This window comes from Bacteroides cellulolyticus (assembly GCF_025567135.1).
In the GTDB taxonomy this organism is placed as follows: Bacteria; Bacteroidota; Bacteroidia; order Bacteroidales; family Bacteroidaceae; genus Phocaeicola; species Phocaeicola cellulolyticus.
This window is the reverse complement of the sequence record NZ_JAOQJJ010000001.1, coordinates 256,798-276,723: the sequence shown is the minus strand read 5'-3', so window position 1 is coordinate 276,723 and position 19,926 is coordinate 256,798. Positions and strand designations below refer to the sequence as shown.

The following is a 19,926-nucleotide window of genomic DNA, read 5'->3' as shown; positions in this document are numbered from 1 at the left end:
TGTTTAGATTTAGAATTGTTTATATATAAGCTATTATCTTTCAGTGATAATAACTTTGAATGTTTGGAATATCAGTTTTATGTCATACCAAAATGATGCATTCTGTACATATTCCAAATAAAGTTTTATTTTTTCCTGCATAATAACATTTATGTAGTAATCTTCCGGATCATCAGCTTTTTCCATCAGCTCATTTTCATTGCGGAATTTTATGGAAGCTGGATCTGTGATACCAGGACGAACATCCAATACATGCATCTGCTCCTGTGTCCAGTAATTTACATAATGACGCACCTCAGGACGCGGTCCGACGAGACTCATTTCTCCTACAAAAACATTAATTAATTGTGGAAATTCGTCAAGCTTATATTTACGGATAAAATACCCGCTACGAGTAATACGTGGGTCATGTCCTCCTATGGTCACAAGACTTCCTTTATCAGCTCCAACTCGCATTGAACGGAATTTAAATATTTTAAAATCCTTATTATGACGTCCTACACGTACTTGACGGTAGAATACTGGACCTTCAGAATCCAACTTAATCCATATAGCCATAATTAAGAATACGGGACTTAACACGATGAGTCCGCATCCACTGGCAATTATATCAAAAAGTCTTTTCATATCATATATAAATGTGTCAGGTAATTATCAGCTTTAATGTTCACTTTTCATTTACTATCTTGCTGTCTTGTAAATTATATTCAACAAAAAAGTTGGCATCATTTTAGCTCCGGCATAAGCTAATGCCCAAATATCCGCCATTATGCCATAATTTAACATTTTGTTAACTTTATGACGGAGCAGGAAAATATTTTTTGCATGTTTCCACCCTCTTCTTCGTTTGAAGAAGTTATTGTCCAATCTGAAGAAGAATAAATACTCAGGTACATTTGCAAATGTACAACCTTTTGCAAAACCTTGTGCCCACATCATAGTATCTTCTGCAAAATAAGTGTCTAGTGAATAATTCCCTGCCTTTTCTATATAAGAACGTCTGAACATTACTGTTGGATGAATCATACAGTCTCTCTTTCTGAAAAGTTTTTTACATCCTTCGTGTGTCTCCGGCATTTGTTTCCTATAATACTCACTTCCATCACTCATTATTTCTATAGCCCATGTACCCAAACATTCTACATCAGGATGTTCCTGGAAATATTGTAGTTGGCGTTCAAATCTGTTTAATTTACTGATATCATCTGCATCCATCCTTGCAATAAATTGGTATTGTTTAGAACTATTCATAACGATTTCCAAAAGTTCGTTTAATGAATACGCCAATCCCTTATTTTCAGTTCTTGCATTGATTTTTATACGCTCATCCTTTAATTCACTTAAATATTTTTCTACATCAACATTGATGATGCCATCAAATTGAATAAAAAAGTCAAAATTATGATGAGTTTGATTAAGAATACTTTCTACAGCAAGCTTTACATAATCTAACCTGTCGTTCTTGTAAATCGACATTATAATAGCAATAGTATAATTTTCAATCATGCGCTAATTACAAAGTATTTCTTTATTATAAACTGGATTTCGTCTTACGAAAGATTTAAATTTAAAGAACGAATATATGATTTTAACACTAAATTCTTATTTTTTTTCACTATAATCGCCACAAAAGCGTTTAATTATATTTTTTAATTTAACTCCGCCTATTTTTAAAATTATAGATCTGATTACACGTCTATGTTTTGGAATCCATGAACCGGAGAAATGGTGAATGGTATATGAGTTTTTTGTTAAATACAATTTCTCGTCTATATGAGATTTAGGACAAAAATAATCTTTTGGATAAAAAGTTATTAATCCAGGAAAATCTTGATATGTATTATTTTGTTTCAAACCAAATTGTAACATATAATTTGTTATTGTTGTCACATTTGTTGTAACATCATAACTTCCATCTTCCTTTATAAAATGTCTGTTATTATAATATTCTAGGTTTTCTTTAGCCCACTTACTTCCTTTTTCCGCAGCCATAATACCGGTCGGTATGTTTTCATCATCTTCAAAACCAGAGAAAGCAACGTGTGTTAAAAAACAATCTAGCGGTTTAAGTACTTCCACATCAGTGTCCATATATATACCTCCTTCTGTATATAAAGCATATAATCGAACCACATCAGTAACAAAAGCATATTTTCTACATTTGTAGGCCTCTTTAACATATGGATACATTTCCATATCGAAATTGTCTTCATTCCATTCTTTTATTTCGTAATCAGGGAGATATTTTTTCCATGATTCTATGCATTTTTTTGCTAATTCTGGCATTTCGCCACGTCCGAACCAACAGTAATGAATCTTTTTAGGTATCATATTCTTTTATTTATTATTTATATATGAACAAATCTTTGATGAGATATAATTCAAGATTATAGAACACAAAAATGTTAAAACAATTATGCTGGAAATGTTTATAAAAAGATTCCCTGTAATTGTCATTAATGAGAAGGGCCCTAAGATAAATACATGATGAACTAAATAAATTTCATATGAATATTTATCTGTTGTTGAGATTATCTTATTTTTTAAAGTTATATTAAATCGTTTAAATAATATTATTGTAAATATTATTGCAAATAGACCAGACATCGCATGAAATAATTGATTTATTATATTTTGGTAGTCTAAAATATCTTCCCAAGAAATAAACAAACTTAACCAAATAAACAAACAACTAACAAATACTGTAATTCTTCTCTTCCAAAATATAGTACTTGCACCATACATGTATCCCATAATATAGACAAATAACCATGAAAAAGGAACAACACATATTTTAAATATGAAAAAATTCAGTATTGAAATAACGATAAATACCGGGATAAGAATATTATATTTTCTAACAAACTGTAAAATAGGTGTAATAATATAACATATGGCAATTATGGACATAAACCACAAATGTGATAATCCACTAATATTGGCAGATGATACTAACCCTTGAAGATCAAGAATATGTATTACAACGGACTTTACATTAATATTATTTGGTGCAAAAATATAATAAAAGATAAAACATATCAATATAAATGTGATATATGGAACATACAGTTTATTCAATCTTTTTTTTGCCCAGTATATCCAATTTTCAATATATTTTCTACCATTTAAGTATCCGCTAATGGCTAAAAAAACTTGAACTCCAATATTGAAGAGCCAGCAATATTTATTGTTTGTCGCTTGGAGAATATGACATGTTACAATGCTAACCATAGCTAAAGATCTTAGAATGGAAATTGCACAACTCTCCGGTAGGTCTATTTTTATTTTTGACATAATTATTTAAATGTAGCAACAATACGACTACATGCCAATCCATCACCGTATGGATTAACAGCTTTACTCATTTTTTCATAATAATCTTTGTTTTCTATTAGAGCAGAAACCTCTTTTACTATTTTGTCATAGTTTGTTCCTACTAATTTTACAGTACCGGCTTCTAAAGCTTCTGGGCGTTCTGTAGTGTCTCTCATTACTAAAACAGGTTTTCCTAGTCCTGGAGCCTCTTCTTGAATACCACCACTGTCAGTTAAGACTATGTTTGATTTTTCCATCAAATATACAAATGAAAGATATTCAAGAGGTTCAATAAAGAACATATTATTCAAATTTGATAAATCTTCTCCAAAAACCTCATGTATTGGTTTTCGAACATTTGGATTCAAGTGCATAGGATATACAAAATCCACATCTGGATATTTTAGTGTCAAATCTTTAATAGCAGTACACATGTTGATAAAGCCATCACCAAAGTTTTCTCTACGATGTCCTGTAATTAAAACAAGTTTTTTCCCATTAACCAGGCGATTTACATCATAACCTGCTTGTTTTAATATATTTTCAAGCTCTGTATCTAGAGACTTGTTATTTTTAATTTTGTCAACCACCATATATAGAGCATCTATTACAGTATTTCCTGTAACATAAATTTTATCTTCATTTACACCTTCATTCAATAGATTTTGCTTGCTTAAAATAGTAGGTGAAAAATGGTATGTCGCTATTCTACCTGTAATTTGGCGATTCATTTCTTCAGGCCATGGGCTGTATATATTATGTGTACGCAATCCAGCCTCTACATGTCCTACAGGTATTTGTTGGTAAAAAGCAGCTAAAGCAGCCGCAGTTGATGTTGTTGTATCCCCATGAACTAGTACTACATCAGGATTTGATTCTTTTAAGACATCACGCATGCCAACTAAAACTCGTGCTGTTACATCATATAGGTCTTGACCTTGTTTCATTATATTAAGGTCGTAATCAGGTTTAATTTCAAATATATGAAGTACTTGATCCAACATCTCTCTGTGTTGGCCTGTAACACATACTATTGTTTCAAATTTTTCTGAATTCTTTTGAAATTCCTTCACTAATGGAGCCATTTTGATAGCTTCAGGTCGTGTTCCGAAAACTAACATTATCTTTGTCTTCATACTTTTTTAAGAATAATTTATTATAACGCTAATTGTTTCTATAATGAAAAATAAATGATATTTTGGGCTTAAATTTCAAATTGACATTTATCAGGTAGTATATTTTTAAACATAGACATGATTTCATCTCTAATGAATTCAAAATCCGTAATACAGTCATCGTTTAATACTAAAATACTGATATCTTTGTTGTCAAACGCTTTTTTAATTTCAGGAATAACTGAACGGTTATTCATTCCGATATAAATTGAATCCTTAAATACGTTTATTGGTGTAAAGTTACCCTCAACAAGTTGCCAGTATCTCATTAAATATTGGTTTACATTTGTTTCATTCCTAAAATGACAACAGCACGTTTTATCCAATCTATCAGGTTCTATGTCCCAAACACGACTGAATGTCGATTTATAAAATCCTGTAGGAAAATGTGGATCTATAAAACCAGTAAAATGCGGCCATGGTGATAAAAATATTGTTCTTAACAAATCTTTTCCATAAATAGGATTAAGCCATTTTCTCCATTGCTTTTTTAAAAAATCTTTTTTATTAAAATGCTTGTTAATCATTTCAATGTCATTAAGAATAATATGTCCGATTCCACCACCTGAAAGTGCGTTGAATGTTAAAGAATCAGCGACCTTACCTTTTTTGAAAAAACGGTCCGGTTTTATTTCTCTTATTAAGAATAAATCGTCATTGAAATAAATAAATTTTTCAGAAAGACCTTTTATCCTATGTATATTTAATTCAATGGTATTAGCATTGAATGTTGGCAAATATTTAGCAGGGATGAAGTCTGAGTGTTTTACAAAATTCAATTTAGGACAATTCAAGTTCAGCCATTCTGGATAATGTCCATAAGTTACAAAATGGATTTTATTCACCCATGGCGCAAATTTTTCAATACCTCTGAACCAATATTTTAAAGTTCCCCAGTCTCTAAAACAGGAAACTCTTTTATCACCCATGTTGTTTAATTTGGCATAGTGTAAAAAATCTTTTTGCCAATTGGGGTCATTCCCATCAACCCATAATATTACAATATCTATTTTTTCTTCCATTTATTAAAAAATTTAGTTACATATGAAAATATATAATCAAATTCAGGCAAACCTATAAGTTTTGAAATTAAAAGGTAACAAGTAAGTCCAACAAAACCTCCTACAAACAATTGTAAAAAATATGAATCGAACAGCGATTTAGTTATCCATATTATAAGTCCCATTGAGATTGTTAGGGCAAGTATTGATAGAATTTGTTTTAATTGTACTAAGAGAGGTAGATTTATAACCTTAACAGAAAATCTTGTAATGATTAATATATCTACAAAAGAATACAATATTGAACCTACACATATAGCATAAAGACCAAAATGTAGAGTTGTTAGTAATATCAAAACTGCTATTATTTTCTTTATGATTTCTGCTTTTAAAAAATAATCAGTTCGTCCTGAAACTTTTATTATATTATTATTCACTACCATTACCGGAGTCCACATGTAAGCAATACTTAATATTGCCAGTAACGGCGCCATATCCAGCCATTTATCAGTCAAGACTACATAAACTAAAGAGTCTGCTAAAATAGCTATTGTTATAGATAAAGGAAAAACTATATAACATGACATCCTTAAATATGAAATAAAGCTATTTCGTAACTTTATTTTATCGTCTTGCAGCTGACATTGTATTGGAAACATTGCATTAGACATTATTTCTGTCAGTTTATAAGATGGTACTTGAGATATAACCAATGAACGGTTATAGTATCCTAATTCTAACGACGAAAACTTTTTTCCAATAACTAATGTGTATAAATTTAAATATATTGTTTGCAACAAGTTAGAAACAAGTAGCTTTGAACCGTATCCAAATAGTTTGACAAAAGAATCTTTAGAAAACTCAACAGTAGGTTTCCACTTGCCATAATACCATAGTAATATAACATTTATAGTATTGTACGATAAAACTTGAAAGACCAGTGCCCATACCCCCCAGCCCAGATAAGCTCCTAAAATACTTAGAGTTCCACTAAAAAGAATAGAGACAAATGAGATAAAAGCCTGAAGTCTAAAATTTAATTCAATTATAAGCCTGCTTCTTTGTACAATACTTAAAGAAGATATAATGATATTGAGTCCTACTATTTTGGTTACAACCTCAAGGAGTGGCTCTTTATAAAATTCGGATAAGAATGGGGCTGAAAAATAAATGCAAAAGTACAAGAATATACCAACTATCACATTGAAATAAAAAGCAGTCGAATAATCTGTATTTGAACAATCTTTTTTTTGAATTAGTGCATTTGCAAATCCACCATCGACAAATGTTTGTGCAATAGCTATAAAAACGCTTATCATTGCCACTACTCCGTAATCAGCAGGCAATAGCAGACGTGCCAATATTAATTCTACAACTATTTGGCCTATTTGAACTGAAAAACGTTCTATAGCACTCCAGAATACCGAATTGAATGCCTTATCTTTTATATTATTATATTTTTCTGCCATACACGATTTTAATATTTCTATTTGCAAGATATACAACTACATAATAAAAGAAAACTACAGGCAACACTTCTTCTATTAGAGGTAGAAATGTATTTCTAGGCATGTATATAATAGTTTGTACCATTACGAATGATAAAGCCAAGATTAGCCTGTTTCTTTTAGAGTAAACAGGTAATCTGTATATTATGTAACCTAACAGACAGCTAAGAACAGGAAATGCCATATAGCCCAAATCATAAAATTCCCCCAAATACGAGGAGCCGAGACCTTCTCCATCAAAAAAAGCATCAGGAGAAATGAAATATGTTAGCTTATATGCCAATCTGTGTGTTAAATTAATAGTTTCTGCAGTCTGTCCATATCCACTTTCCCAAAATAATAGCGGTGCAAAAATATAAGGCAATCCGTGATTTACGAAAGCTGTTTTAAAATACACCATGTATCCTAGGACAAGAATAGACACACCTTGTTGTATAAAAAACAATGTCCACATTGTAGATGATTCTATTTGTAGTCCAATATCTCTACTCATAAGCATTAGCTGTGAACCGGTTACACATAGAACTCCTACAATGATTAATCTATAAAAAGGAATATTTTTTTTACTGTAAAATTCAAAATAATACCATAAAATGAACATTAAAGGAACAAATAATTTTGATCTTGAACCTTTCATCATATTAAAAAAACACAGAAAGAAAAATACTGTGGTTATAATCAAAAACTTTTTTTTAGAAGGTTTTGATGCTAGGAATGTAGCATAAGAACTTATAAGTATTGTTCCAGAACCAGCAGTCCATATCGGATATGAGATATCAGATAAAGTACCATCAAAAACAGCAAGATAGCCGTATGATAAAATTAATTTTAATTCTATCATATATTTAACAAAAGTTCCCGGTATTGCACAATAGAAGAAAAAAAGTGAAACTTTTTCTAATTTTTCATTATGCTCCAATGTTTTTTCTGTTGTTGTTTTTTTACTCTTACCTATTAAAACTCCTAAGTGAATAAATAGTAAAGATAACAATAACAAATTTAATATTTCGTATTGTGTTGACAGCGGAAAATAAAAATCCTGCCATTTATTTGCCCAATTCCAATCAAACAAGTCAAATATGTCTAAAAATATCCTTCCATAAATAAATATGGCCATAGTGTATAAAAACAAAGAATAAAGACTAAAAGCCCCAAATCTTATATACGAATATATTAGGATGGCAATATAATAAACAAACAATTCGATTTGCACTATATCCACTTCCAATTTACTAATTTCACTATCTATAGCAAAAAAGAAAAGCTGAAAGAAGAAAATACAAATCAATAATAATTGGGCAAATATGTATTTTTTTATTTTTAACGTCACAATATCTGTATGTGGTTTATTTATGTAAAAAAAAGTTGTAAATTTATTCTTTATATTTCTTTTTTATCTTTACTAAATATCATGTCCTTTCACTTTAAAGCACGCTTCGCGGCTATCTCTCACATCTATTTTTTTGTTTTCAACGTGCAAGATAGTCCTTTGAGTAAATAATTTTATTTACAAAGTTATATTTTTTACTTGACATAGCCAATATTAAAAGACGTTTTTTATCTTAGTATTCTGTAAATCTATTGCATTTTACGATTTTACAAAAATTAGATATAAATACTATCTTTAATGATTTATAAAAGCACAAAAAAACTTGTTGTCTTACTATAAATGCATTATATTTGCAAATACTTGCTTGATGATATGACTAAATTATTATTTTAACAATAATTAAATATTTCAATTTTATAGATTTCATTAATCCAACATATAATTTTTAATTTCTAATATATATAATGTATTATAGATTTTTGTTTGTTTTATTAGGTATTCCTATTACTCTTTTCGGTCAGGGGGCTTCTAATGTTTCAGTAAAAGTTGATACTGAAGTGTCATTTTCAAGTGGCGATTATGCGCCTTATTGGTTTTCAAACAATAAGTTTGGACTTGGAAGCACCAGCAGTGATAATTTTTATTTACGAGCAGGTGCGGCTTGGAATCGACATCTAAATAACGGATGGAAAATCAGTGCAGGCTTGGATCTTGCAGGAGGAGCCGGTACAGTATCCAATTTCTGGGTACAGCAAGCATACCTCGACGTATCATGGCGTATGCTCGGGCTGAGCATAGGAAGCAAAGAACGCATAAGCTCACCCCTTGAGAAAAACTCCGACCTCACTTCTGGGTGGATGACCGAGGGAATGAACACACGTCCTATACCTCAGGTACGTGTTGAAATACGCGATTTCTACAGTCTCCCGTTCACCGGCCACTGGCTGGCTTTGAAGGGACATCTGGCATATGGAGCCTTCCTTGACGGCAAGTGGCAGGAAGATTTTGCTGCTCCCGGTACGCTCTACGGAAGAGATATAAAATATCACAGCAAGGCCCTGATGTTCCGTTTGGGAAACAAGGAGAAACTGCCTCTAGAATTCGAATTCGGTCTGCATATGGCAACACAGTTCTGTGGAGACCAGATGCGTAAGCTTGCCGACGGAAGCAGTGAACTTGTATTAGATATGCCTGACGGATTCCGCAACTATATTAATGCGTTCTTCCCCACGACAGGTGGTAGTGATACACCTGCCGGTGAACAATTAAATGTTGAGGGAAATATGCTGGGAAGCTGGAACTTCGCTTTAAACTATTACCACAAGGATTGGAAGTTTCGTCTTTATTTGGATCATTATTTTGAAGATCATTCACAAATGTTTTTGCAGTACGGGAGATGGAAAGATGGACAAATAGGGTTTGATATTACTTTTCCCAAAAACAGATGGGTAAGTAGCTTACTTTGGGAAGGCATCTCCACAAAAGATCAGACAGGTCCTTTGTTATATGAAATTTTTGCAGGAGTTTTTACTGATTTGCCATTTTATGGTAATGATAATTATTTTAATCATTATATATATAATGCATGGCAATACTACGGTCAGGGAATAGGCTCTCCTCTCCTTCCCGGTCCGGCATACAATAAAAATCATAGCATAACTTTCCGCAGCAACCGCATGAAAGCCCATCATTTCGGACTACAAGGTGAGCCTACCAGAGAATGGAGCTGGAGACTCCTGGCTTCCTTCGCCTGTCACTGGGGAACGTATAATTTCCCCTTCGACGAAGTGAAACATCAGTTCAGCGGAATGGCCGAAGTCCGATTCTCCCCTCTCAAGCTGAAACACTGGAGCTTCAAGGCTGCATTAGGAGTAGATAACGGCGATTATATCGGAAACTCAGTGGGAGGAACAGTCGGAGTTCAATTTAGAATTAAAAGGTAATAATAGGTGACAAGGCTTCAGTTACAAGTTGACAAGGTTTCCATACGGATGGCGGCCTAGTCAACTCGTCAACTTGTCAACTAGTATCTAATCAACTAAAAAACGACTCATTATGAAACAACTATCAATAAATAACCTGATCAACTCGTCAACTAGTATCTTGTTAACTTTTTTGTTCTTGTGCCTTCAGCTTATCTCCTGCGAGAAAGCCCCTATCCGGTCAGATGTGGAAGGCTTCTGGAAACTGGAGAGATTTACCGTCCTTTCCACTGACGAGACTGTAGAATGCCAAAACCTGTATTACAGCATTACGCGTTATCTTACAGAAGTTTCCGAACGCAATGGGACAAATGGCTACGATGCTTACATAGGGCGTACAGGATACGAAAACAATGAAAGAATTCTATTAATTAGAGATTTTAAGATACGCGGAGGAGTTGGAGATACAGGCGAAAACGCCCCCGTCGAAGGCCTCCGTCACTACGGAATAAACTCCCAGTCGGAAACAAAGTTCCAAATCATCCACTGCGACGGCAAGACCATGACACTCCTGTCAGATTATGCCCGTCTTGAACTGAAGAAGTTTTGAGGTATTTCCCCAAGCTAAAGTATCTCATTACGTTTGTTTTTCTGTGTTATAATCAAAGCAATCATGCAAAACATCGTCTATATCAGGATATAAAAGTTACAAGTTGACGAGTTGACAAGGCTGCCATCCGAATGGGGAACCTTGTCAACTCGTCTCCTAGTCTCTTAGTATCCAGTATATTCCTCGCTATAAAACCTTTTCTTGAGTTCTTTGTATATTTCCAGCAGTATATCTGTCTTGTTTATCAATTCGTTTATTGCCTGTACCACTTCCTGATCGTCTATAGGGTAGTCATGAGTAATCTCGTTTCTGAGTTCACGGACATATATCCATTCTGAAACTGAAGGAATGATGTTGTATCTTTCCAGCCGGTTCAGTATATCACGCATAGGCAATGAACTTATGTCTTCATTCAGATGCTCCAAAATATAACGGAAAAGTTTGGCTCCCATTGCGTCCTGCAGTTTTGAGAAGCGGAATATAAACTGGTCCAGACAACGGACTTCGTCAGAGGTCAATGTCTGATACTTGTCACACTGTATGGGAAGTATTGCAGACAGTTCGTCCAATGCTTCCTTAATTCGGATTATATGTCTGTCGCATACTTCAAATTCGCGTGTTATACGCTCTCTTATTTCTTTTTCTCTTTCTGTCATTGCAGTAATATACCTTTTGATAAAGCCTCACGTGCTACTACGGATGTCTCGTGATCACCGATAATGTCTATTTTTTGATCTCCAAGCAGTTCTTTCAGCCTTGCTACCATTCGTATTCTTTTCAGTATGCCTCCATCACTTTGAGGGGTTCGCAACAGAAGGTCTATGTCACCACCACGTTTACTCTCATCGGTGCGTGACCCGAAGAGATATACTTTCACACCCTTGCCGTATATCTCGTCCGCAACTTTCAGTATTGTTTCTATTTCCTTTCTGCTCAAACGCATACATTTTCGTTTTTTACAAATACTCTTTCTACAAAAGTAATTTTTATTCCCGATATAACCAAATTATAAGTTTTTTAGTTTATAAGTTCTTGTATTTTTAAACTATAAATCACCTAAATTTACCATTCCACAAAAATATATCGGTTTTCAGAATGAAAAGACATCTTATAGGCGTTCGTTATCGCAAGAGAATGCTATTAATAAAAGGTGACAACTCGTCAACTAGTATCCCCCGTCGAAGGCCTCCGTCACTACGGAATAAACTCCCAGTCAGATTATGCCCGTCTGGAACTGAGGAAGTTTTGAGGTATTTCCCCAAGCTAAAGTATCTCATTACGTTTGTTTTTCTGTGTTATAATGTTTATTTTTGTCACATTGATGAAATTCTAAAAAGTTAAGTGATTTTGTATTAAAATGAACAAGAAAGAAAAAGACATAGCCTTATTCGTTGCATTCTGCATTGAAGAATATGGGGCAGACAAAGGTATGAATGGTAAGGAAGTTCTTGATCTGTTTTCCAGGTATGGCGTAACCGATTATTTGAGTAAGTGCTTTGAACCGCTTCACACCCAAGGTCGCGATTGGTTGATTGATGAGATAGACGAATTTATACAAATAAGAAAGAATAAGGAAGAATGAAGGTATATCATGGTAGTTTAGATGAAAGCCTTGAATTTTATAGAAGCAATTAAAATAGTATAACGATATGTTCCAGATAAACCAAAGCAATCTTCACCTGCTTTTGCCCGGGAAAATAAGCTGGCTGGTGGAATACCTGCATGATGACTACGGTTTCACGCTTCAAGAGTGTCTGAACCGTATCTACAGCTCAAATCTCTACAAAAAATTATCGACAGAAAGTACCAAATATTGGCATTTGGGCCCTGTAGATTTGTATGAAGAATTGAAAATGGAATTGTGATGAGGGACTAGAGGCTAGGGACTAGTTACTAGTTAACAAGTTGACCAGGTCGCCATCCGGATGGAGAACCTCGTCCCCTTGTAACTGATGCCTAGTAACTTATCAGAACGGTTCCCCCAAATGCTTCACTATCACCGCCACCTCCGCTTTCAGCAGATACTGGCGGTTTTTGTCGTACCCCATTGCATCCAGCTCCTTCATCATCGGAGGGCAATTCCTTATCCATCTTCGGAAATTCCTCGAGGCAGCCGCTTTCGACACGTCGGGAAAATACATCATTGCCAGCTCATTCTTCTTGTATGTGCGCAGACGGAATTCCTGTTCTGCCTGCTCTTTCTGTCCGTTGATCATATGCCTTTTGTTTTTGATTTTACGTAAAGTTACTAAAAATCAGGCAGATAACCAAACCATGGAAGAACAATATCGGCGGTATGACCGCCATTGTGCGGATTTTTCCTTTCTTGTGTTCCGGAAAAAATGTGCGCACATTTAAGGTAAAGCGTGCGCACGTTTAAGATCGAATGGACGCACGCTTGAAACCGAACGTGCGCACGCTTGAAAGCGGACTTTTCAAGGGGGGATTTCCTGTTGCGTGAGTTATATTTTGTGCTCATTGTGCTCACTTTGTCCGTTTGAACATTTTTTTCAGCTTACCTGTCTTCTTGAAGCCTGTCTCAACCCTTATTATCAGGCCGCTTGCGAGGTATTTTTCAAGGGCTCGTCTGGCTGCGGAGACATTGGATCCACACTTCAGGGCTTCGTCGCGGAACTCGCTGTAACGGAATATGTCAGGCATCTTCTCCAACACCGGAAGAAGCTTGTAGTAATTGGTCAGCTTCTTTCTTGCGGCTGTATTCATCAGCATGGTGGAGATATTGGCGGAATGCTTCAGGCTGGTGAGTACTATCTTCATGGCTGTGTCGAAGTCTTCGTCCGAGCATGTGTATTCGTTTACCTGCCACCCGGCTTCCATTATTCTCATGCAACTCAACACCATGGCTATCCTTATCATGATGAGACCGGACCTCTTCACTATACCTGCCGAATGCGGACTGTCTTCGGCTGTGGCTATACCCAGCTCGGCATCGAAGGTCTCGCTGTGTATGTCCCATTGCTCACGGGTGAAATGTATAAATATCTCTTTGCCACGGGTGTTGAAGAAATTGACTTTCAGCTTCTCGCCCAGTTTGCCGAACAGTTCTTTAGCGTCGATGTTTCCGTTTCCGTCGAGTGGCGACTGCGACTTCCATCTGTTGTCGGTTCCCATCATATAGAAGAGGAATCGGCTGTACATACCGTCCTCGAGCGACTTGAAGAACTGGACGAACTGCTCGGGAGTACCGCTCATCAGTATTGCCAGTCGGGGTTCTTTCACTTCGATAGGTTCCTTGTCTGTCCTGAAACGCAGACCTATACCCTCGTGGGCGAATACCATACGCAGCTCGGGGGCATGTCGTGCATAATCGGTGTTCAGGGCTTCGCACATCATGTCTATCTCGGCCAGTATCATGATATTGCCGTCGTCCTTGGCCACCATCATATCTCTGATCAGCTGGCTCTTCGATATGTTGGCATGCAGCAGGAATGCCTGGTAGGGAGGTTCCACAGGTTTCAGCTCTATGTTGGCTGTCCTGTTTTCCTTTATGGCCCTTTTCTGCTCCAGTTCCCATATCTGCATCTTCTTATCGAACTCCCTCTTCGCAGCATGATAGATGTTGGCAAATTCCTCGTTTACCTTTATGGCAAGTTCTGTGGCGTACATGGCAGCTCCTTTTCCTGCTCCGGCTTCGGCTACAAAGCAAGTGTAGAGATGTGGCGAATATTTACGGTTGCCGTAGATTGTCCTTGCTGCCGGGAACAAGCTGCTCAGGACGCTGATGGACGACAGCAGGATTGTATCTCTCTCCCTCTTGTCTTTGGCTATAACGAGCAGCTCGCTGAGGTCTTCCGGAAGATGGTCGTAAATCTCGTCGGGTAATGCCGGACAGAATTCGTCTATCAGCTCCCCTTCATCCTTATCGTTATCCATAACTTCCTCATTATCCGCATTTTGTATCATTTGTGTACTCTGAAATGGTTTCATAGGAGCATTTTGAGCATTGTGAGCACTGTTTGTCTGTGTTTGCACTCTTTCCTCACCGTTCTCGTACCCCCATTTTACAGCGTTCGTTATCTCCTTTGCCGTGATGCCGGACTCTACCCCGCGACTGCACGCCAGAGATATCGCTTCGTCAAGTTGCCATGACTGTACCTTGTGCCAGCGGAGATATTTTCCCAGGAAAAGCATGGTGCTGTGACGGCTGCCACGCACGTAAGTATATTTGGCGAAGAAGCGCTCCATTATCTTAGTCACATCGGGAGCTGAGGAACTATCCATTTCCGTTTCATATCCAAGCGACAAAGCCTGGGTTACAGGATTGTTCAGGTATCTGAAATCCTCCGAAGTATCAGGACCGCTCGCAGGAACATAGTTCAAAGGATTATAATCCCTGTCATAGTCGAACACCGTAGCGTCAGGATTGAAATAGATATCCGGATCATACGAAGCAAGGCTGGCACGTGCAAAATCCTTGCATGCCATATCCAGATCCATGCCGGTGAGTTCCTTCAGACGGGCAGCCACGCACTCGTATGCATTACGATACACATCTATATGCACCACGCCTATGTTCACCACTATCCTCAGTCCCCTGCCCGAAGAAGTCACATGCAGGATGACCACCCATGGAAACACCTCCAGCAGTTCCCGAGCCGCCTTCAGCTGTTCCGGAAGCATATTGTCGATGTCAAACATCGCCCATCCAGTCCTTTCTGTCGTATCCTTGAAGAAACGCCCCATGCGGCACACTCCCCCATATACCACTGCAGGCAGCTTCAATTTCAGTCCCGAAGTTTCATTCTTCCTGCCCTCATTCACCAGGGCACGGATCTGCTCCACCAATGATTTGTACTTACCGTTACGTATGGCATCCACCCACTCGCTTGCATCGATTACTGCGCTAGCCTCTTTGCTGTAGAGGCTTGAAAATTCAGTAATTTTCATTTGTTTACGTTTTAGTTGATTTATAATAATAGTCCCCGCCTCCCCGGTTCCTATCTTGTATTGTTGTTTCTCTGACAAAAATACACTATCTTAAAATCAACTCCAAATGTTAAAAACTACACATTGTTGCTATATATTATCCGTCTCAGATATATTCTGTCCGCATTTGACGGTTTAATAATTTATTAATTTAACCATCCTTATAAATATTTAAAATCGAATATTTTTTATACTTTTGCAATGTAAAACAAGTTTTCGTATGACAAAATCAAAGAAAAACACTTTAATTAATAACATTATTAACAATTTAAAATTATTTCTTATGAAAAAAAATTTTACCTGTAGAAACCATGTGCATGTTCATCGAGTTAATCACCCAAGTGCTTTATTTCCGCAGCCGTGAGAACCGTCTCAGCAAGTCCGATATAGCAAGACTCCGAAAGTATATCAGGCTCCTTAACCACTGTATAAAGGAAATTGGCAGGAAAAATGAATGAATTCTGTAATAAATCAAGGCCTTTTGTGCGGATTTACAATCTTTTTCCTCGTTTTTTTGTTACAACATAAGTTTTTTTTGTAATTTTGTGCGCGATTATAGCCATACGGACTCTCTGTCATCCGCTTTTCAGTGGAAATACGGATGTGACAGGGAGCCGCGAAGCGCACCCGAAAGACAAGTTACAAGGAACCTCGTCAACTGAAGTCTCGTCAACTTGTCAACTAGTCCCCTAGTCAACTAAAAAAAACAAACTTAAAATTCATAATAATGACATTACGTTTAAGGAAAACATTCCTTGGCTGTGCCATCATGGCAGCCTTAATGGGCGTCACATCATGTTCGTCTTACAAGAGCGCCCTCTACATGCAGGACTCAGAAGTATTCAATGAAATTTCAAAACCCCAGCTTTACGATTTCCGTATCATGCCTAAGGATGAGCTGACAATCGTGGTCAGTACAACAAATCCGGAGGCGTCTGCACCGTTTATCCGTAAGTTCGGACAGAGCAAGGAATTTACTAGTGCAAATACAGCCGGATTGCAGGGCACTAACCTTACGAGCTATCTTGTAGATAACGATGGATATATAGATTTCCCTGTCCTGGGTATGATAAAGGTAACAGGAATGACAACCCGTGAATGTGAAGCCCATTTCCGTGAACTTCTGAAACCATACCTAAAAGAAGTTCCGAACGTTACAGTAAGCACATCAAACTATAAGTTCAGTGTCCTTGGAGAAGTTGGTCATCCTGGTACATACAGCACAACCAACGAGAAAATGACAGTCTATGAAGCCCTTGCCCTTGCAGGCGACATGACACTCTTCTCAGTGCGCGACAATGTACAGCTCATGCGTGAAGATGCAACAGGCAAGCGTCAAGTCTATACCTTAGACCTCACCCGTGCCGATGTAGCCAACTCACCTTATTTCTATATACAGCAAAACGATGTCATCTATGTGAAACCTACCAAAGCCAAGGTACGCAGCAACACATTCAGCACCAACGCATCAATGTGGATAACCCTCCTCAGCCTGGTAACGTCAGTCACTACCCTAGTCATCGCCCTCAGCAAATAAACAAGGGAACAAGGTATCAGTTACCAGTTAACAAGGTTTGGCTTTGCCGCTCGCTGCTTACATCCGCACGGCAACCTCGTCAACTTGTCAACTCGTCCCCTAATTTTTAATTATTAATTCTTAACTCTTAATTAAATTACATGGAGAATCAAAATAACTACTTCGAAGAAGAAAACGAAAAGCCAATCAACTGGCAAGCCATTATAATGGAGTATCTCATACACTGGCCATACATACTAGCATTCTTGATTGCATGTATGATTGGTGCATATATCTATCTCCGCTATCAGTCACCTGTATATAATGTAAATGCTACGGTCCTTATCAAACAGGGCGACAAGACCAAAAACAGCAGTGCCGCATCCACATTCGCAGCAATGCAGGATCTGGGAATGATGTCAATGGCAAGCAATTTCGACAATGAGGTAGAGATTATCCAGTCACGCACACTGATAAAGAAGGTAGTAAATACCCTCAGTCTGAATATTAACTATAGCGAGAAGCAGACATTCGGCTATCCTCTTACACTATATAAGAATAGTCCTGTAAAGGTATGGATGGCACCTGAAGAAGCCGAACGCCTTCAGGGAGCAATGCGTCTCAGTATAAGCTTGACTCCAGACAGCACATTCAGTGTAACGGCTCTCTACCGCTATAACGGTGAGGAAGTCGAAGAGACACGCTCTTTCGACCGTATGCCAGCATTGTTGATTACTCCTGCCGGAACTGTAAGCTTTACCGCTCCTATGGATACTGCAACAGCCATTGTTAAGGCACCACGTACAATAGAGGCAGTCATAACCTCTCCTACCGCTACTGCAGCCGGATTCAAGTCACGTCTTACAGCTGAACCAACCAGCAAGACAACATCAATCATAGCCCTTAGCTATTCTGATGTAAATGTCAGTCGTGGAATCGATTTTATCAACACCCTTGTCAGTCTGTACAATAGTGATGCCAACGATGACAAGAACGAAGTGGCAAGCCGTACAGCAGAATTTATCAATGCCCGTATTGAAATAATTAATAAGGAACTTGGTACAACAGAAAAGGAACTTGCCGAATACAAGCAGAAAGCCGGACTTACCGATATAAGCAGCGATGCACAAATTGCACTTCAAGGAAGCAATGAATATAATGCACGCCGTGCCGAAAACGCCACTCAGCTCCGTCTTGTGGAATTTCTCCGTCAGTATATTGACAATCCGGCAAACCGTTACGAGGTTATCCCAGCTAATGTAGGAATTACCGATGCAACACTTACAACTGTTATCACCCAATATAACGAAATGCTGATAGAGCGTAAGCGTCTTCTCCGTACATCAAGCGAAGAAAACCCTGCGGTGGCAAATCTTGATATTTCTCTGGCTGCCACACGCAATAGTGTTCTCACTACAGTAGAAAGCGTACACAAGGGACTCCTTATCACACGCAGCAACCTTGATATTGAAGCAGGAAAATACGAGTCACGTATCAGTAACGCCCCTATTCAGGAAAAGGAACTTATCAGCATCTCACGCCAACAGGAAATCAAGGCAAACCTCTATCTTATGCTCCTCCAAAAGCGTGAGGAAAATGCCATTACCCTTGCATCAGTGGCAAATAACGGCCGTATTATCGAAGAACCATTATATGGTGGACAGACAGGACCGAAATCCAAGCAGATATACATGATAGCTTTCGTATTAGGAATAGCAATTCCTGTTGGCTGCCTGTGGCTTATCCGTATGCTCCGCTTCAAGATAGAAGGCCGTGCCGATGTTGAAAAGATTACTGATATAACAATTGTAGGCGATGTTCCAGAGACACCTCTACGCAGCGAGGGAGCAATCGTAATCCGCGAAAACCGCAATGACCTTATGGAAGAAGTGTTCCGAAGCGTCCGTACCAATGTACAGTATATGCTCCGAGAAGATCAGAAAGTTGTTCTTATCACATCCACCGGTCCCGGTGAAGGTAAGAGTTTTATAGCAGGTAATCTTGCCACATCATTTGCCTTTATGGGTAAGAAGACAGTTATTGTAGGAATGGACATCCGTAAGCCGGGCTTGAACCGTGTTTTCAATATCTCAAGCAAGATACAAGGTATCACTCACTATCTGGCATCTCCTTCCGATACAGATTTATTGTCATTATGTCAGAAAAGCGATTTAAGCGACAATCTCTATATCCTTCCCGGCGGAACAGTACCTCCGAATCCTACGGAGCTTGTTGCACGCGATACACTTGACAAGGCTATAGAAATCTTAAAACAGAATTTTGATTATGTAATTCTTGACACAGCCCCTATCGGTATAGTGACCGACACCCAGCTTATTTCCCGTGTTGCAGACGTCAGCATCTACGTATGCCGTGCCGACTATACCCACAAGAGCGACTATGCCCTTATCAACGAGCTTAAGTCAGAAAACAAGCTCCCTAACCTCTGTACCATTATCAACGGTATAGATATGGACAAGCGCCGCAACGGTTACTACTACGGCTATGGCAAGTACGGCAAATACGGCAAATACGGCTATGGCAAGAAGTACGGCTATGGCTACGGCTATGGCTATGGTAAGGACTAAAACACGAAACACAT

Annotated in this window: 18 protein-coding genes; 6 read left to right on the top strand and 12 right to left on the bottom strand. The window is 37.6% G+C overall.

Annotated features, from left to right (window positions below):
* Positions 1-33 precede the first annotated feature (33 nt).
* The 8 genes from OCV82_RS01170 to wzy all read right to left on the bottom strand — a co-directional run bounded on the left by OCV82_RS01170 (position 34) and on the right by wzy (position 8,329).
* Positions 34-627 carry a sugar transferase gene (locus OCV82_RS01170; RefSeq protein WP_154042710.1) on the bottom strand — a complete coding sequence of 198 codons (594 nt, stop codon included), beginning with the start codon at positions 625-627 and terminating at the stop codon, positions 34-36.
* A gap of 54 nt (positions 628-681) precedes the next feature.
* Entirely contained in the window at positions 682-1,476 is a 795-nt protein-coding gene (locus OCV82_RS01165; protein WP_154043065.1) for a glycosyltransferase, read from the bottom strand.
* 126 nt (positions 1,477-1,602) lie between these two features.
* Complete coding sequence (locus tag OCV82_RS01160) at positions 1,603-2,331, bottom strand: glycosyltransferase family 32 protein (RefSeq protein ID WP_154042709.1); 729 nt, start codon at positions 2,329-2,331, stop codon at positions 1,603-1,605.
* 6 nt (positions 2,332-2,337) lie between these two features.
* Positions 2,338-3,294 (bottom strand): acyltransferase family protein, encoded by a 957-nt coding sequence (locus OCV82_RS01155; RefSeq protein ID WP_154042708.1) that lies wholly within the window; start codon positions 3,292-3,294, stop codon positions 2,338-2,340.
* Between the two features lie 2 nt (positions 3,295-3,296).
* Positions 3,297-4,451, bottom strand: a complete 1,155-nt coding sequence (gene wecB, locus OCV82_RS01150) for a non-hydrolyzing UDP-N-acetylglucosamine 2-epimerase (protein ID WP_154042707.1) — start codon at positions 4,449-4,451, stop codon at positions 3,297-3,299.
* 68 nt (positions 4,452-4,519) lie between these two features.
* Complete coding sequence (locus OCV82_RS01145) at positions 4,520-5,512, bottom strand: stealth family protein (RefSeq protein WP_154042706.1); 993 nt, start codon at positions 5,510-5,512, stop codon at positions 4,520-4,522.
* A complete protein-coding gene (locus OCV82_RS01140; protein WP_154042705.1) occupies positions 5,497-6,960 on the bottom strand; it encodes a lipopolysaccharide biosynthesis protein in 1,464 nt (487 codons plus the stop codon). Before OCV82_RS01140 ends, OCV82_RS01145 begins: the two co-directional genes overlap by 16 nt.
* Complete coding sequence (wzy, locus tag OCV82_RS01135) at positions 6,944-8,329, bottom strand: O-antigen polysaccharide polymerase Wzy family protein (RefSeq protein ID WP_262542720.1); 1,386 nt, start codon at positions 8,327-8,329, stop codon at positions 6,944-6,946. Before wzy ends, OCV82_RS01140 begins: the two co-directional genes overlap by 17 nt.
* A gap of 464 nt (positions 8,330-8,793) precedes the next feature.
* Between wzy and OCV82_RS01130 the strand changes: the two genes are divergently transcribed.
* Positions 8,794-10,272 carry a capsule assembly Wzi family protein gene (locus OCV82_RS01130; RefSeq protein ID WP_154042703.1) on the top strand — a complete coding sequence of 493 codons (1,479 nt, stop codon included), beginning with the start codon at positions 8,794-8,796 and terminating at the stop codon, positions 10,270-10,272.
* Between the two features lie 112 nt (positions 10,273-10,384).
* The gene (locus OCV82_RS01125) at positions 10,385-10,861 is read left to right on the top strand and encodes a lipocalin-like domain-containing protein (protein WP_154042702.1); all 477 of its coding nucleotides are present in this window, start codon (positions 10,385-10,387) and stop codon (positions 10,859-10,861) included.
* Positions 10,862-11,025: 164 nt separating this feature from the next.
* Here the strand turns inward: OCV82_RS01125 and OCV82_RS01120 are convergent, their stop codons facing one another.
* Together OCV82_RS01120 and OCV82_RS01115 are read right to left on the bottom strand one after the other, a co-directional pair.
* Positions 11,026-11,517 carry a toxin-antitoxin system antitoxin subunit gene (locus tag OCV82_RS01120; protein ID WP_154042701.1) on the bottom strand — a complete coding sequence of 164 codons (492 nt, stop codon included), beginning with the start codon at positions 11,515-11,517 and terminating at the stop codon, positions 11,026-11,028.
* Entirely contained in the window at positions 11,514-11,804 is a 291-nt protein-coding gene (locus OCV82_RS01115; RefSeq protein ID WP_154042700.1) for a nucleotidyltransferase domain-containing protein, read from the bottom strand. Before OCV82_RS01115 ends, OCV82_RS01120 begins: the two co-directional genes overlap by 4 nt.
* A 414-nt stretch (positions 11,805-12,218) precedes the next feature.
* On the opposite strand from OCV82_RS01115, the gene OCV82_RS01110 reads away from it, so the two are divergent.
* On the top strand, positions 12,219-12,443 hold the full coding sequence (locus OCV82_RS01110; protein ID WP_154042699.1) for a DUF3791 domain-containing protein: 225 nt from the start codon (positions 12,219-12,221) through the stop codon (positions 12,441-12,443).
* Between the two features lie 67 nt (positions 12,444-12,510).
* The gene (locus OCV82_RS01105; RefSeq protein WP_154042698.1) at positions 12,511-12,726 is read left to right on the top strand and encodes a hypothetical protein; all 216 of its coding nucleotides are present in this window, start codon (positions 12,511-12,513) and stop codon (positions 12,724-12,726) included.
* A 102-nt stretch (positions 12,727-12,828) separates the two neighbouring features.
* Here the strand turns inward: OCV82_RS01105 and OCV82_RS01100 are convergent, their stop codons facing one another.
* Together OCV82_RS01100 and OCV82_RS01095 are read right to left on the bottom strand one after the other, a co-directional pair.
* Positions 12,829-13,077 carry a DUF4248 domain-containing protein gene (locus OCV82_RS01100; protein WP_154042697.1) on the bottom strand — a complete coding sequence of 83 codons (249 nt, stop codon included), beginning with the start codon at positions 13,075-13,077 and terminating at the stop codon, positions 12,829-12,831.
* Positions 13,078-13,345: 268 nt separating this feature from the next.
* On the bottom strand, positions 13,346-15,769 hold the full coding sequence (locus tag OCV82_RS01095; protein ID WP_154042696.1) for a DUF3987 domain-containing protein: 2,424 nt from the start codon (positions 15,767-15,769) through the stop codon (positions 13,346-13,348).
* A gap of 766 nt (positions 15,770-16,535) precedes the next feature.
* On the opposite strand from OCV82_RS01095, the gene OCV82_RS01090 reads away from it, so the two are divergent.
* Complete coding sequence (locus OCV82_RS01090) at positions 16,536-17,345, top strand: polysaccharide biosynthesis/export family protein (protein ID WP_262542719.1); 810 nt, start codon at positions 16,536-16,538, stop codon at positions 17,343-17,345.
* 140 nt (positions 17,346-17,485) lie between these two features.
* The gene (locus OCV82_RS01085) at positions 17,486-19,912 is read left to right on the top strand and encodes a GumC family protein (RefSeq protein WP_154042695.1); all 2,427 of its coding nucleotides are present in this window, start codon (positions 17,486-17,488) and stop codon (positions 19,910-19,912) included.
* The last annotated feature ends 14 nt before the right edge of the window (positions 19,913-19,926 follow it).

Bases quoted from the DNA above. Each gene is read 5' to 3' on its own strand.
- OCV82_RS01110 (WP_154042699.1), top strand. From the start codon at position 12,219: ATGAACAAGAAAGAAAAAGACATAGCCTTATTCGTTGCATTCTGCATT.
- OCV82_RS01120 (WP_154042701.1), bottom strand. From the start codon at position 11,517: ATGACAGAAAGAGAAAAAGAAATAAGAGAGCGTATAACACGCGAATTT.
- OCV82_RS01100 (WP_154042697.1), bottom strand. From the start codon at position 13,077: ATGATCAACGGACAGAAAGAGCAGGCAGAACAGGAATTCCGTCTGCGC.
- OCV82_RS01165 (WP_154043065.1), bottom strand. From the start codon at position 1,476: ATGTCGATTTACAAGAACGACAGGTTAGATTATGTAAAGCTTGCTGTA.
- OCV82_RS01085 (WP_154042695.1), top strand. From the start codon at position 17,486: ATGGAGAATCAAAATAACTACTTCGAAGAAGAAAACGAAAAGCCAATC.
- OCV82_RS01095 (WP_154042696.1), bottom strand. From the start codon at position 15,769: ATGAAAATTACTGAATTTTCAAGCCTCTACAGCAAAGAGGCTAGCGCA.
- OCV82_RS01155 (WP_154042708.1), bottom strand. From the start codon at position 3,294: ATGTCAAAAATAAAAATAGACCTACCGGAGAGTTGTGCAATTTCCATT.
- OCV82_RS01130 (WP_154042703.1), top strand. From the start codon at position 8,794: ATGTATTATAGATTTTTGTTTGTTTTATTAGGTATTCCTATTACTCTT.
- OCV82_RS01125 (WP_154042702.1), top strand. From the start codon at position 10,385: ATGAAACAACTATCAATAAATAACCTGATCAACTCGTCAACTAGTATC.
- wecB (WP_154042707.1), bottom strand. From the start codon at position 4,451: ATGAAGACAAAGATAATGTTAGTTTTCGGAACACGACCTGAAGCTATC.
- OCV82_RS01115 (WP_154042700.1), bottom strand. From the start codon at position 11,804: ATGCGTTTGAGCAGAAAGGAAATAGAAACAATACTGAAAGTTGCGGAC.
- OCV82_RS01090 (WP_262542719.1), top strand. From the start codon at position 16,536: ATGACATTACGTTTAAGGAAAACATTCCTTGGCTGTGCCATCATGGCA.
- OCV82_RS01170 (WP_154042710.1), bottom strand. From the start codon at position 627: ATGAAAAGACTTTTTGATATAATTGCCAGTGGATGCGGACTCATCGTG.
- OCV82_RS01160 (WP_154042709.1), bottom strand. From the start codon at position 2,331: ATGATACCTAAAAAGATTCATTACTGTTGGTTCGGACGTGGCGAAATG.
- OCV82_RS01105 (WP_154042698.1), top strand. From the start codon at position 12,511: ATGTTCCAGATAAACCAAAGCAATCTTCACCTGCTTTTGCCCGGGAAA.
- OCV82_RS01140 (WP_154042705.1), bottom strand. From the start codon at position 6,960: ATGGCAGAAAAATATAATAATATAAAAGATAAGGCATTCAATTCGGTA.
- OCV82_RS01145 (WP_154042706.1), bottom strand. From the start codon at position 5,512: ATGGAAGAAAAAATAGATATTGTAATATTATGGGTTGATGGGAATGAC.